The 13,085-nt window shown below is 71.9% G+C and carries 14 protein-coding genes; 12 read left to right on the top strand and 2 right to left on the bottom strand.

Annotated elements, in window-relative coordinates; all coding sequences use genetic code 11:
- From ABZ371_RS19375 to mutM, 9 genes are all read left to right on the top strand, one after another.
- A partial coding sequence (locus ABZ371_RS19375; RefSeq protein ID WP_358680939.1) for a dihydroxyacetone kinase occupies positions 1 to 1,067 on the top strand: 1,067 nt, incomplete at its 5' end.
- A gap of 73 nt (positions 1,068 to 1,140) precedes the next feature.
- The gene (recG, locus tag ABZ371_RS19370; RefSeq protein WP_358680936.1) at positions 1,141 to 3,351 is read left to right on the top strand and encodes an ATP-dependent DNA helicase RecG; all 2,211 of its coding nucleotides are present in this window, start codon (positions 1,141 to 1,143) and stop codon (positions 3,349 to 3,351) included.
- 87 nt (positions 3,352 to 3,438) lie between these two features.
- The gene (gene rsmD / locus ABZ371_RS19365; protein ID WP_358680933.1) at positions 3,439 to 4,023 is read left to right on the top strand and encodes a 16S rRNA (guanine(966)-N(2))-methyltransferase RsmD; all 585 of its coding nucleotides are present in this window, start codon (positions 3,439 to 3,441) and stop codon (positions 4,021 to 4,023) included.
- A gap of 26 nt (positions 4,024 to 4,049) precedes the next feature.
- A complete protein-coding gene (gene coaD, locus ABZ371_RS19360; protein ID WP_358680942.1) occupies positions 4,050 to 4,529 on the top strand; it encodes a pantetheine-phosphate adenylyltransferase in 480 nt (159 codons plus the stop codon).
- A gap of 97 nt (positions 4,530 to 4,626) precedes the next feature.
- On the top strand, positions 4,627 to 5,796 hold the full coding sequence (locus tag ABZ371_RS19355) for a cell division initiation protein (RefSeq protein WP_358680930.1): 1,170 nt from the start codon (positions 4,627 to 4,629) through the stop codon (positions 5,794 to 5,796).
- Between the two features lie 148 nt (positions 5,797 to 5,944).
- The gene (locus tag ABZ371_RS19350) at positions 5,945 to 6,610 is read left to right on the top strand and encodes a DUF177 domain-containing protein (protein ID WP_358680927.1); all 666 of its coding nucleotides are present in this window, start codon (positions 5,945 to 5,947) and stop codon (positions 6,608 to 6,610) included.
- A 2-nt stretch (positions 6,611 to 6,612) separates the two neighbouring features.
- Complete coding sequence (rpmF, locus tag ABZ371_RS19345) at positions 6,613 to 6,786, top strand: 50S ribosomal protein L32 (protein ID WP_003965982.1); 174 nt, start codon at positions 6,613 to 6,615, stop codon at positions 6,784 to 6,786.
- Positions 6,787 to 6,805: 19 nt separating this feature from the next.
- A complete protein-coding gene (gene rnc, locus ABZ371_RS19340) occupies positions 6,806 to 7,627 on the top strand; it encodes a ribonuclease III (protein ID WP_358680919.1) in 822 nt (273 codons plus the stop codon).
- 77 nt (positions 7,628 to 7,704) lie between these two features.
- Positions 7,705 to 8,565, top strand: coding sequence for a bifunctional DNA-formamidopyrimidine glycosylase/DNA-(apurinic or apyrimidinic site) lyase (gene mutM, locus ABZ371_RS19335; RefSeq protein ID WP_358680916.1), 861 nt, complete (start codon positions 7,705 to 7,707; stop codon positions 8,563 to 8,565).
- Positions 8,566 to 8,621: 56 nt separating this feature from the next.
- Here mutM and ABZ371_RS19330 read toward each other — a convergent pair whose 3' ends face one another.
- Both ABZ371_RS19330 and ABZ371_RS19325 read right to left on the bottom strand, forming a co-directional pair.
- Positions 8,622 to 9,029: a helix-turn-helix domain-containing protein gene (locus ABZ371_RS19330; RefSeq protein ID WP_358680913.1), complete on the bottom strand. Its 408-nt coding sequence runs from the start codon at positions 9,027 to 9,029 to the stop codon at positions 8,622 to 8,624.
- 154 nt (positions 9,030 to 9,183) lie between these two features.
- On the bottom strand, positions 9,184 to 10,149 hold the full coding sequence (locus ABZ371_RS19325) for a CAP domain-containing protein (RefSeq protein ID WP_358680910.1): 966 nt from the start codon (positions 10,147 to 10,149) through the stop codon (positions 9,184 to 9,186).
- Between the two features lie 152 nt (positions 10,150 to 10,301).
- Here ABZ371_RS19325 and ABZ371_RS19320 point away from each other — a divergent pair, with 152 nt between their 5' ends.
- The 3 genes from ABZ371_RS19320 to ABZ371_RS19310 form a co-directional block, all read left to right on the top strand.
- The gene (locus ABZ371_RS19320; RefSeq protein ID WP_358680907.1) at positions 10,302 to 10,583 is read left to right on the top strand and encodes an acylphosphatase; all 282 of its coding nucleotides are present in this window, start codon (positions 10,302 to 10,304) and stop codon (positions 10,581 to 10,583) included.
- A 437-nt stretch (positions 10,584 to 11,020) separates the two neighbouring features.
- Positions 11,021 to 11,233, top strand: a complete 213-nt coding sequence (locus tag ABZ371_RS19315; RefSeq protein ID WP_358680905.1) for a hypothetical protein — start codon at positions 11,021 to 11,023, stop codon at positions 11,231 to 11,233.
- A gap of 282 nt (positions 11,234 to 11,515) precedes the next feature.
- Positions 11,516 to 13,085: AAA family ATPase (locus tag ABZ371_RS19310; protein WP_358680902.1), on the top strand; the 1,570-nt coding region annotated here is incomplete at its 3' end.

Raw genomic sequence — 13,085 nt, 5'->3', positions numbered from 1 at the left:
GCCGCGCGGGCGTCGTGGACGCGGGCGGGGAGGGGGTGGTGACCGTCCTCGGTGCCCTGCTGGAGGCCGTGGGCGGCCGGGCACCGGCCCCCGCGGTCCGCACGGCGGACCCCGGCGCGCTCCCGCTGACCGGGGACTGCGCCGAGGCGGACCCGGAGGGCGGCCCCGCCTTCGAGGTGATCTACCTGCTGGAAGCCGGGGACGAGGCCGTCGGCCGGCTGCGCGACCGGCTCGACGCGCTGGGGGACTCGCTGGTGGTGGTCGGCGGTGACGGGCTGTGGAACGTCCACGTGCACGTCGACGACGCGGGAGCGGCCGTCGAGGCCGGTGTCGAGGCGGGCCGGCCCTACCGGATCCGGATCACCCACTTCGCCGCCGACCGGGTCCGCGCCCGCCTGGAACCGGCCCAGCGCGCGGTCGTCGTCGTCGTCCCCGGTGACGGGCTCGCGGGCGTCTGCGCGGAGGCGGGGGCGACCACGGTGCTGGCACGACCGGGGGAGCCGCCCGCCAGCGGGGAACTGGTCGACGCGATCCGCCGGGCCCACGCCCGCGAGGTGGTCCTGCTGCCCAACGACGCGCGACTGCGCCACACCGCCGCGGCGGCCGCCGAACAGGCCCGCGCCGAAGGCGTCCGGGTGGCCCTGATCCCCACCCGCGCCGCCGTCCAGGGCATCGCCGCCCTCGCCGTCCACGAACCGGACCGCAGCTTCGACGAGGACGTGGTCGCCATGACCGCGGCGGCCGGTGCCACCCGGTACGCCGAACTGGCCGTCGCCGAACTGCGGTCGTGGACCACGGCCGGCGTCTGCCAGGCCGGCGACATCCTCGGCCTGATCGACGGGGACGTCGCCGTGATCGGCGACGACGTGTCCCGCACCGCCCGCACGGTCCTGGACCGGATGCTGTCGGCGGGCGGCGAACTCGTCACCCTGGTCCTCGGCGAGGACGTTCCCGGCACCCTGGCCGACGACCTGTGCGCACACGTCCGCGAAGGCCACCTGGCCGTCGACACGGTGGTCTACCGGGGCGGCCACCAGGCGGCCCCGCTGCTGATCGGCGTCGAGTGAACCGCTGACCAGGACCGGGGGCCTGCCCCAGCGCCGCGGTGTCCCGCGACACCTGTCAGTGGCGTGGTGTGCAATGGGCCGCGTGTCCGCTTTCGACGAACCCCTCAAGAAGCTGCTCGGCGGAGCCACCGCGAAGGTGATGGCCGAACACCTCGACCTGCACACGGTCGGTGATCTGCTGCACCACTACCCGCGGCGCTACGAGGAGCGCGGCCGCCTCACGGCGCTCGCCGAACTCCCGCTGGACGAGCACGTGACCGTGGTCGCACAGGTCGCCGACGCGCGGATCATGATGTTCAACAACGGCCGCGGCAAGCGCCTCGAGGTCACCCTCACCGACGGCAGCGGCAGACTCCAGCTGGTCTTCTTCGGCCACGGCGTGCACAAGCCCCACAAGGAACTCCTCCCCGGCAGGCGCGCGATGTTCGCGGGCAAGGTCTCCGTCTTCAACCGCAGGATGCAACTCGCCCACCCCACCTACCAGCTGCTCGACACCCGGGACGAGGACGAGGCGACGGAGGCCGTCGGCGCCTTCGCGGGACAGCTGTTGCCGATCTACCCGGCCTGCAAGCAGCTCGACTCCTGGCGCATCGCCAAGGCGGTCGACACCGTCCTGCCGAGCGCCGTGGACGCCGTGGACCCGCTGCCCCCGACCCTGCGCGAGGGACGCGGATTCGTCCCCCTGCCCGAGGCGCTGCTCAGGATCCACCGCCCGCACACCAAGGCGGACATCGCCGCCGCGCGGGAGAGACTGCGCTGGGACGAGGCCTTCGTCCTCCAGGTGGCCCTCGCCCGCCGCCGGTACGCCGACACCCAGCTCCCGGCCGTGGCCCGCGGAGCCGTCCCCGACGGCCTCCTCGACGCCTTCGACGCCAAGCTCCCCTTCACCCTCACCGAAGGCCAGCACAAGGTCACCGAGGAGATCTTCGGCGACCTGGCGACCCGGCACCCCATGCACCGGCTGCTCCAGGGCGAGGTGGGCTCCGGCAAGACGCTGGTCGCCCTGCGCGCCATGCTCCGCGTCGTCGACGCCGGCGGGCAGACGGCGCTGCTCGCCCCCACCGAGGTCCTCGCCCAGCAGCACCACCGCTCCATCACCGAGATGATGGGCGAACTCGCCGAGGGAGGGATGCTCGGCGGCTCCGACCGCGGCACCAAGGTCGTCCTGCTCACCGGCTCCATGGGCACCGCGGCCCGCCGCCGGGCGCTGCTCGACCTCGTCACGGGGGAGGCCGGGATCGTCATCGGCACCCACGCGCTCATCGAGGACAAGGTGAAGTTCCACGACCTCGGCCTCGTCGTCGTCGACGAGCAGCACCGCTTCGGCGTCGAGCAGCGCGACGCCCTGCGCTCCAAGGGGAAGCAGCCGCCCCACCTGCTCGTGATGACCGCGACCCCCATCCCCCGTACGGTCGCGATGACGGTCTTCGGCGACCTGGAGACGTCCGTCCTGGACCAGCTCCCGGCCGGCCGCTCGCCCATCGCCAGCCACGTCGTCCCCGCGAAGGACAAGCCGCACTTCCTCAGCCGGGCCTGGGAGCGCGTCCGCGAGGAGGTCGGCAACGGCCACCAGGCGTACGTCGTGTGCCCCCGCATCGGTGACGACGCCGAGGAGGCGGCGGAGAAGAAGAAGGGGAAGAAGGCGGCCGCCGAGGACGACGCCGAGAAGCGCCCGCCGCTCGCGGTCCTGGACCTCGCCGGCGAGCTCTCCGCGGGCGCCCTGGCCGGTCTGAGGGTCGAGGTGCTCCACGGCAGGATGCACCCCGACGACAAGGACGAGGTGATGCGCCGCTTCGCCGCCGGCCAGGCCGACGTGCTGGTCGCGACCACCGTCATCGAGGTCGGCGTCAACGTCCCCAACGCCACCGCGATGGTCATCATGGACGCCGACCGCTTCGGCGTCTCCCAGCTGCACCAGCTGCGCGGCCGGGTCGGACGCGGCTCGGCGCCGGGCCTCTGCCTGCTGGTCAGCGAGGCGCACGAGGCGAGCCCGGCCCGAGCGAGGCTCTCCGCGGTCGCCGCCACCCTCGACGGCTTCGAGCTCTCGCGGATCGACCTCGAACAGCGCCGCGAGGGGGACGTCCTCGGCCAGGCCCAGTCCGGCGTCCGCTCCTCCCTGCGGGTGCTCAGCGTCATCGACGACGAGGAGGTCATCGCCGCGGCACGGGAGGAGGCCGTCCGCGTCGTCGCGGCCGACCCGGACCTCGAAGGGCTGCCCGAGCTGCGCACCGCCCTGGACGCGCTGCTGGACAAGGACCGTGAGGAGTACCTCGACAAGGGGTGAGGGAGCGACCAGCCGCGACGTCATATCGTGGCAGTACGGCGCGCGTCCCGTCCTGCGCGCCGCCCGCGACCCGAGGACCAGACACCCATGACCCGCGTGATCGCAGGAGCGGCCGGCGGACGCCGCCTGGCCGTCCCGCCCGGCACCGGCACCCGCCCCACCTCCGACCGCGCACGCGAAGGGCTGTTCTCCACGTGGGAGGCGCTCCTGGGCACCCTCGACGGCGTCCGCGTCGCCGATCTCTACGCCGGATCCGGTGCCGTCGGCCTCGAGGCGCTCTCCCGCGGAGCGTCCCACGCGCTGCTCGTCGAGGCCGACGCCAAGGCCGTACGCACCGTCCGTGACAACGTCCGCACCCTGGGGCTTCCCGGTGCCGAGGTCCGGGCCGGCAGAGCCGAGCAGATCGTGACAGGACCGGCACCGGAGCAGCCGTTCGACGTGGTGTTCCTGGACCCGCCGTACGCCGTCACCGATGGCGATCTTGGCGAGATACTGCTCACACTCCGTGCTCAGGGGTGGCTCTCCGGCGATGCCCTCGTCACGGTGGAGCGGAGCACACGGGGCGGAGAGTTCACCTGGCCACCGGGATTCGAGCCGTTGCGGGCCCGTCGTTACGGCGAGGGAACGCTTTGGTACGGTCGCGCCGCTTCCACGTGCGAAGACGCACGATGACCGCACCGGAGAGCGAGGGAACCACGTTGCGCCGCGCCGTCTGTCCGGGGTCGTTCGACCCCATCACCAACGGACATCTCGACATCATTGGCCGAGCCTCGAAGCTGTACGACGTCGTGCACGTCGCGGTGATGATCAACCAGTCCAAGAAGGGGCTGTTCACCGTGGAGGAGCGGATCGAGCTGATCCGCGAGGTCACGGCGGGCTTCGGCAACGTCGAGGTCGAGTCCTTCCACGGCCTGCTGGTCGACTTCTGCAAGCAGCGCGAGATCCCGGCCATCGTGAAGGGCCTGCGCGCCGTCAGCGACTTCGACTACGAGCTGCAGATGGCCCAGATGAACAACGGGCTCTCGGGGGTCGAAACGCTCTTCGTGCCGACGAACCCCACCTACAGCTTCCTGTCGTCCTCCCTGGTCAAGGAGGTCGCCACCTGGGGTGGCGACGTCTCGCACCTGCTGCCGCCGACGGTCCACCAGGCCCTCGTGGAGCGCCTCGGCCAGAAGTGACGGACCGGCCGCCCGCCACCAGGTGTCGGGCGGCGGGCGGGTGGCCTTACAGTCGTCCCGTCCGTCTCCAACAGCAGCAGAGAGTGGCGAGCACACGGTGGACGTGCAGAAGAAGCTCGACGAGATCGTCGAAACGGTCGGGAACGCCCGCTCCATGCCCATGTCGGCCTCCTGCGTGGTCAACCGCGCCGAGCTGCTCGCGATGCTCGAGGAGGTGCGCGAGGCGCTGCCCGACTCCCTCGCCCACGCCGAGGAGCTCATCGGCGGCCGGGAGCAGCTCGTCGAGCAGGCCCGGCAGGAGGCCGAGCGGATCATCGAGGCGGCCCACGCCCGGCGCGGCACCCTGATCTCCGACACCGAGATCGTCCGGCGCTCCCAGGCGGAGGCCGACCGGATCCTCGCCGAAGCCCGTCAGGAGGCCGACGAGGTGCGCGGCGAGGCCGACGAGTACGTCGACAGCAAGCTCGCCAACTTCGAGGTCGTCCTGACCAAGACCATCGGCTCCGTCGACCGCGGCCGGGAGAAGCTCCTGGGACGCGGTGAGGGGCTCGACGCGCAGGGCTACGAGGACCCCGACTTCGCGGAGGCCCCCGAGCGCAGCGCGGACCCCGAGACGCTCAGGCGGCGGGCGGACGACTACGTCGACACCAAGCTCGGCGCCTTCGAGGCGGTGCTGGCCAAGACCCTGGAGGCGGTCGGCCGGGGCCGGCAGAAGCTGCACGGCCGGGTCGCCACCGACGAACTCGGCGCGCACATGGCGGCGCAGGACGCCGGGGGCGCTCCCGTGCACACCAGTGACGAGGACCACTGGGCGGGCCTCGCCGAGGCCGCGGCCCCGGCGCCGCAGCGCCTGGGGCAGCCGCAGTACGCGGAGCCCGCGCAGCCGGACTACGCCCCGGCGGCCGACTACCGGGATCCCTCCTCCCCGGCCGGCTACCAGGACCCCTCGCAGGCGGGCTTCCCCGCCCAGGGGCAGCCCGGGCCGGAGTACGCGCAGCCGTACGGATACCAGGAGCAGCCGCTCCAGCAGGCGGACCCGTACTCCCCCTACCAGCAGCAGCCCGACCCGTACGCCGGCTACCAGCAGCAGGGCGGCTACGCGTCGGACCAGCAGCAGGACTACGGCTGGGCGCAGCAGCCGCAGGACTCCGCCCAGCAGCCTCAGGCGCCCGCGCGGCAGGGCGAGAGCGCGCTCGACGAGACCAGCCTGTTCGACACCGGCATGATCGACCTGGAGCAGCTGCGCCGGTACGAGCAGGGCCGCTGAGGCGGGCGCCCCGGCGGCCGGGCGGACCGGATTGGGCCCTGGGCGGTACGTCCAGTATCCTGGCTGTTCGGTCGCGCGTATGTCCGCGATCCCGGCTGCCCGTATCCCTTCCGGATCGGGGCGGCCCTCCCCAAGCCGCACGTCGCACATGAGCTCGAAAGCAGGAGAAGCCCTGAACGGCCACCTCGACCACCGCAACCCCCTCGTGTTCGATACGCGCGAGCTGGGCCGGCGTCCTGGTGCCCTGAAGCGGCTGACCCGCTCGGTTCCGGCGCCGAAGGACCTCGGCATCGACGGGGTCGTCGGTGTACCGGAGAACGCGCCGCTGGCGCTGGACCTCCGCCTCGAATCCGTCATGGAGGGCGTGCTCGTCACAGGGACCGCCCGTGCGACGGCCGAGGGGGAGTGCGTAAGGTGTCTGGAGCCGCTGCGCCTCGATGTCGAAGCGGACTTCCAGGAGATGTTCTCGTACCCTGACGCCGATGACCGGAACCGCAGCAGGACCGCGGACCCGGTCGACGACGCCGAGGACGACGAGGACAGGTTCTTTCTCGAGGACGGTCTGTTCGACCTCGAGCCTGTGCTGCGGGACGCGGTGGTGCTCGCACTGCCGCTGCAGCCGGTGTGCAAGGAGACCTGTGCCGGTCTGTGTTCCGAGTGCGGAATCAGGCTGGACGAGAATCCGGGCCACCACCACGATGCCGTCGACATGCGTTGGGCGGCACTGCAAGGACTCGCCGAGACCGTTCAGGACGGCGAGAAGGACAACATGGGCGGCGCCGAACCGGGCGTCGACGAGAAGCAGGAGAAGTAGCCGTGGCTGTTCCGAAGCGGAAGATGTCGCGCAGCAACACGCGCCACCGCCGGTCGCAGTGGAAGGCTGCGGTCCCCACCCTGGTTTCGTGCGAGCGTTGCCAGGAGCCGAAGCTCCAGCACATTGCGTGCCCGAGCTGCGGCACCTACAACAAGCGCCAGGTCCTCGAGGTCTGAGCGGCTGGTGAGAGGCCCGATGTCTGAGTTGTCCAGCGCCAAGAAGCAGGCAGACAACGTCAACACAGCCTCGTCCCACACGCTTCTGGAAGGGCGGCTCGGGTATCACCTCGAGTCCGCCCTTCTGGTGCGTGCGCTGACCCATCGTTCGTACGCATACGAGAACGGCGGTCTGCCCACCAACGAGCGGCTCGAATTCCTCGGGGATTCGGTGCTCGGCCTGGTGGTCACGGACACGCTGTACCGCACCCACCCCGACCTGCCCGAAGGCCAGCTGGCCAAGTTGCGGGCCGCGGTGGTCAACTCGCGTGCGCTAGCGGAGGTGGGCCGCGGCCTCGAACTCGGCTCCTTCATCCGGCTCGGCCGCGGTGAAGAGGGCACGGGGGGCCGGGACAAGGCTTCCATCCTCGCCGACACCCTTGAAGCGGTGATCGGCGCCGTCTATCTCGACCAGGGCCTCGGCGCGGCCTCGGAGCTGGTCCACCGGCTCTTCGACCCGCTGATCGACAGGTCCTCCAGCCTCGGAGCCGGCCTGGACTGGAAGACCAGTCTCCAGGAGCTCACCGCGAGCGAGAGCCTCGGAGTCCCCGAGTACCTCGTCACGGAGACCGGACCCGACCACGAGAAGACCTTCACTGCTGCCGCTCGCGTCGGTGGTGTCTCGTACGGCACCGGCACCGGCCGTAGCAAGAAGGAAGCGGAGCAGCAGGCGGCGGAGTCCGCCTGGCGCGAGATCAGCGCCGCCGCGGAAGCACGGGAGGAGGCGGCGAAGGCCGCCGCCGCGGCAGGGGCCGCCGACACCCCTGCCACCCCGGTTCCCACGGACGCCGCTCCGGCCTGAGCAAGTCCGAGAGCCCCTCGGTGCCTGGTGCACCGAGGGGCTCTCGCCGTGTCGTCCCGCCCCGAAGGAGTGCCACCGTGCCGGAACTGCCCGAGGTCGAAGTCGTACGGCGCGGCCTGGAACGCTGGGTCACCGGGCGCACCGTCGGCGAGGTCGAGGTCCTGCACCCGCGTGCGGTCCGCCGCCATCCGGCCGGCGGCGTGGACTTCGCGGCCCGGCTGCCCGGCCTGCGCTTCGGCACGGCGATGCGCCGCGGGAAGTACCTCTGGGTCCCCCTCGACGGGGCGGCGTGCTCCATGCTCGGCCACCTCGGGATGAGCGGTCAGCTGCTCGTGCAGCCGGAGGCGGCCGCGGACGAGAAGCACCTGCGGGTCAGGATCCGTTTCGACGACGCCCTCGGCACGGAGCTGCGCTTCGTCGACCAGCGCACCTTCGGCGGACTCTCGCTGCACGACAACACCCCCGACGGACTGCCCGACGTCATCGCGCACATCGCCCGCGACCCCCTGGACCCGGCCTTCGACGACGCGGCGTTCCACGTGGCACTGCGCCTGCGCCGCACGACGGTGAAGCGGGCCCTGCTCGACCAGTCGCTGATCAGCGGTGTCGGCAACATCTACGCCGACGAGGCGCTGTGGCGCAGCAGGTTGCACTACGAGCGGCCGACCGCGACGCTGACCCGCCCCGGGACGGCGGAGCTGCTCGGGCACATCCGGGAGGTGATGCGGGAGGCCCTCGCCCAGGGCGGCACCAGCTTCGACAGCCTGTACGTCAACGTGAACGGCGAGTCCGGCTACTTCGACCGGTCGCTCGACGCGTACGGCCGTGAGGACGAGCCGTGCCACCGATGCGGTACGCCGATCCGCCGCCGGCCGTGGATGAACCGGTCCAGCTACTTCTGCCCCCGCTGCCAGCGTCCGCCGCGCGTGCCGGCATAGACGGCGGGCCGGGGGCGGGTGGCGGGGCGACCCGGGCCGGAGGCGTGGGGGATGAGCTACCGGGCCTCGCGGGCGGCGTCGTACCGGCCCCGGGCCTCGAGCACCTCGGGCATCCGGTTCTCCAGGAGGTGGATGAGCCCGAGCAGCCGGCCGGCCACCTCACGCCCCAGAGGCGTCAGCTCGTAGTCGACGCGTGGCGGGTTGGTGGGACGCGCGTCCCGGAGCACCAGGCCGTCGCGTTCCAGTGCGTGCAAGGTCTGGGAGAGCATCTTCTCGCTGACTCCGTCGACCCGGCGGCGGAGCTCGTTGAAGCGGGCGCCGCTCTCCAGCAGCGCCCCCAGCGTCAGCCCGCCCCATCGGCCCGTGACGTGTTCCAGCGCCCCGCGCGAGGGGCACTGCCGTGAGAAGACGTCGAACGGGAACACGCCCTCGTCCCGCGCCTCTTGCGTCTCCGGCTCACTCATGACGTCAGCTTACGTCCGCACAGCGCTCACCCGGGGAGAGCGCTGCGCGGGAGTGGGCCCGGGGGCGGTCGGTGGCGCAGCGGCGGCCGCGCCTCCATCGCGTGCGGGAGGGCGCCGGCCCGGGAACAGCTGTCCGGCCTCGGCCGCCGGCTTCTCAGAAGCCGAAGTCCTGCGTCCACCAGGGACCGCCGGAGCCGAAGTGCACGCCCACTCCGAGCGTCGTGTAATCGCAGTTGAGAATGTTTGCACGATGGCCGTCGCTGTTCATCCAGGCGTCCATCACCGCCTGTGCGTCGGCCTGGCCGCGGGCTATGTTCTCGCCCCCGAGGCCCTCGACTCCGGCCTTGGCCGCGCGGTCCCAGGGACTGGCGCCGTCGGGGTCGGTGTGGGCGAAGAAGTCCCGGGCGGCCATGTCCTCGCTGAAGTTCTGGGCGAGAGCGGTCAGCGGGGCGCTCGCGGTGACCGGACGGCAGCCGACCTTCGCGCGCTCCGAGTTGACGAGGGCGAGCACCGCCTCCTGGGCGGAGGCGGCAGCCGGCGAGGAGCTCTCGCCGCCCGGCGCGGCCGACGACGTCCTGGGCGCGGCCGGTGCCTTCGCCGCCGGGCTCGTGCTCCTCTCAGGCTTCACGGAGGGCGCCTTCGTCCGCTCCGGCGTCCTGGACGGCGTCGGCTTCGCGGTCCGCGACGGCGCCTTCGTCTGCCGGCCGGCCTCCTTGGACGCGGTGGCCGACGGCGTGCCGGCGGGGGTGGCCGAGGCGGATGTCGAGGGCGGAGCGGGGCGGTCCGTACCCCTGCCGGCCTGCCCGGACGCGGAGGCCGAGGCGCCGTCGGTGGGATCGGCGGAGGAGCCGCCCTGGGTCAGCAGGTCGGGGGCGCCGCCGCCCGCGCGCACCTGGTCCGCGGCGGAACCGCCGCTGACGCTGTAGGTGTCGCCGCCGGGGAGCAGACCCGACGCGACGGCGACGGCGCCCACGGCCACAGCCGCGGAGACGCCGAGCAGCCCGGTGCGCAGAGGCGTCGCGCCCCGCTTCCTCCGGCGGGCACCGCGGCCTTTGCCGTCGGCGACGGCTGCTCGCCGCTCAGCTGCGGGGGCTGCGCCTGCGCGTCGATGGCGTCCCATGCGCTGTGCCTTCCTCGTGCTCGGAGCGCCACTGCGGCGTCACCGTGTTCACCATCACTCACCCGATCGGGTGAGCTATTGCGAGGGGACTGTACGCCATGGCGTATTTGGCAGAGGTGCTCCGCGGGCAATTGGCCCGTTAGCGTTCGGGCATGAACGAAGAAGCACGGCTCGTCGTATGGGTACGCGGCCGAGTACAGCAAGTAGGATTCCGCTGGTTCACCAGGGCAAACGCTCTGGAGATCGGAAGTCTCACCGGCTTCGCGCTCAACCTGGACGACGGCCGGGTGCAGGTCGTGGCCGAAGGACCGCGTGAGAATTGCCACCGCCTGCTGGACTGGCTGGCCCGCGGCGACACACCCGGCCGCGTGGAAGGCGTGACTGAGATCTGGGACACGCCCCGCGGTGGTTACGACGGATTCGCCATCCGCTGATCCGGCCGCCGTCCGGGGCCCGGATTCGCAGGGTGCCCGGCGTGCGGCGGTGGGTGAGCAGGAAGGGGCCCGGGAGCGGTGCACCCGAAATGACCTGCGAAAGCAGCCGTCGACGGAGCATGGTTGCCAAGAAGTGGATGCCGTGCCAGGCTGCGGCATTGACGAAGATCTACACACCCCACGGGGTCCCGTAGGAGAGTCGCGCCGCAAGATCGCCGAAGCCGCGCGCCCCGGGACACCCGCCTCACGGGGTGTGATCGTGTTGACCGTCAAAGTTTTTGGTGAGACGCTGAAATCCCCGCGCACCCCAGCTGTTCGGCGGTGCTGGTTGACGGCAGAACCGCAGTGAGGACCACTCACTGTCGAACATCGCGGGTGCGATTCCCATACGACCCACACCGCATCGGTCGGTCACTCAGTGTGGAGGACCATTCATCATGGCAAAGGCGCTTCTCGGTTACGTCGGCGGTTCCGACCCGCGACTCCTCGCCGAGATGCGACGGCTTCAGAAGCGCGTCCACGACCTGGAATCCGAGCTCGCCCGGATCCAGGACGAGAAGGACGCGCTGAGCGCCGCCGCCCAGCACCAGGAGTCGCTGCTCGACAGCATCGACATCGACGTACCCCAGGCGGAGCCGGCGCTGACCTGACCGCGGGCCCATCCGGGCCGGTCGGCAGTAAGCGCCAGTCGCTGGAGAGCATCACCGGAATGTCTCCGTCACGGATCGTCGTCCTGGGCGCCGGGAACCGCACGACACCCCGCCCGTAGGCGATCCGTCACGACGGACACCGCACGATGGACAAGGGACGCCCCCGGCGTCCCTTTTTTCATTCCCCCCGGCCTCGCCTCGGCCTCTCCCTCTTCGCCTACCGTCTGATGTGCCCTGCACCTTCATCAGCGAAACCGAGAGTGAAAGGTAGAGTCCGGCGGCGTGCACCTCAAGGCCCTGACCCTGCGTGGTTTCAAGTCATTCGCCTCCGCCACCACCCTGCGGTTCGAACCGGGGATCACCTGCGTGGTCGGACCCAACGGGTCCGGCAAATCCAATGTGGTGGACGCGCTCTCCTGGGTGATGGGTGAACAGGGGGCGAAATCGCTGCGCGGCGGAAAGATGGAAGACGTGATCTTCGCCGGTACGACCGGCAGACCACCGCTGGGCCGCGCGGAAGTGTCGTTGACGATCGACAATTCCGATGGCGCACTGCCCATCGAGTACGCCGAAGTGACCATCACCCGGATCATGTTCCGCAACGGCGGCAGCGAATACCGCATCAACGGCGACACCTGCCGGTTGCTCGACATCCAGGAACTCCTTTCGGATTCCGGAATCGGCCGCGAGATGCACGTCATCGTCGGTCAGGGCCGGCTCGACTCCGTGCTGCACGCCGATCCCATGGGAAGGCGCGCCTTCATCGAGGAGGCGGCCGGCGTCCTCAAGCACCGCAAGCGCAAGGAGAAGGCGCTGCGGAAGCTGGAGGCGATGGGGGCCAACCTCGCCCGGGTCCAGGACCTGACCGGTGAGCTGCGGCGCCAGCTCAAGCCGCTCGGCAGGCAGGCCGCGGTGGCGCGCAGGGCCGCCGTCATCCAGGCGGACCTGCGGGACGCGCGGCTCCGCCTCCTCGCCGACGACCTGGTGCGGCTCCGGGAGGCCTTGCGGAGCGAGATCGCCGACGAGGCGGCCCTCAAGCGACGCAGGGAGGCGGCGGAGGCGGACCTCAAGGCGGCGCTCTCCCGGGAGGCGGACCTGGAGGACGAGGTCCGGCGGCTGGCGCCGCGGCTCCAGCGGGCCCAGCAGACCTGGTACGACCTCTCCCAGCTGGCGGAGCGGGTGCGCGGGACGATCTCGCTCGCCGAAGCCCGGGTGAAGAGCGCGTCCACGGCGCCGGAGGAGGAACGCCGCGGGCGCGAACCCGAGGACATGGAACGCGAAGCGGCCCGCATCCGTGAGCAGGAGGCCGAGCTGTCGGCGGCCCTGGAGGCGGCCGAGCACGCCCTGGAGGACACGGCCGCCCACCGCGCCGTCCTGGAGCGGGAGTTGGCGGCCGAGGAGCGCCGGCTCAGGGACGCGGCCCGGGCCATCGCCGACCGCCGTGAGGGCCTCGCCCGGCTGAACGGCCAGGTCAACGCGGCCCGCGGACGGGCCGGTTCGGCACAGGCCGAGATCGACCGGCTGGCGGCCTCCCGGGACGCCGCCCAGGAGCGGGCGGTCGCGGCCCAGGAGGAGTACGAGCAGCTGCGGGCCGAGGTGGAGGGACTGGACGCGCGGGACGCTGAACTGGCCGAGCGGCACGAGGCCGCCAAGCGGCAGCTCGCCCGGGCGGAGTCCGACCTCGGGGCCGCACGGGACGCGGCCACCGCGGCGGAGCGCAAGCGGGCCGCGGTCGCGGCGCGGCACGAGGCGCTCTCCCTGGGGCTGCGCCGCAAGGACGGCACCGGGGCACTGCTGGGCGCGGGCGAGAGCCTGCCGGGCCTGCTCGGCCCGGCGGGGGGACAGCTCACGG

Origin of the sequence: Streptomyces sp. NPDC005899, assembly GCF_040629645.1 — a bacterium.
Lineage (GTDB): Bacteria > Actinomycetota > Actinomycetes > Streptomycetales > Streptomycetaceae > Streptomyces.
The sequence above is the reverse complement of the archived record's forward strand: the minus strand, read 5'-3'. Positions and strand labels throughout refer to the sequence as shown.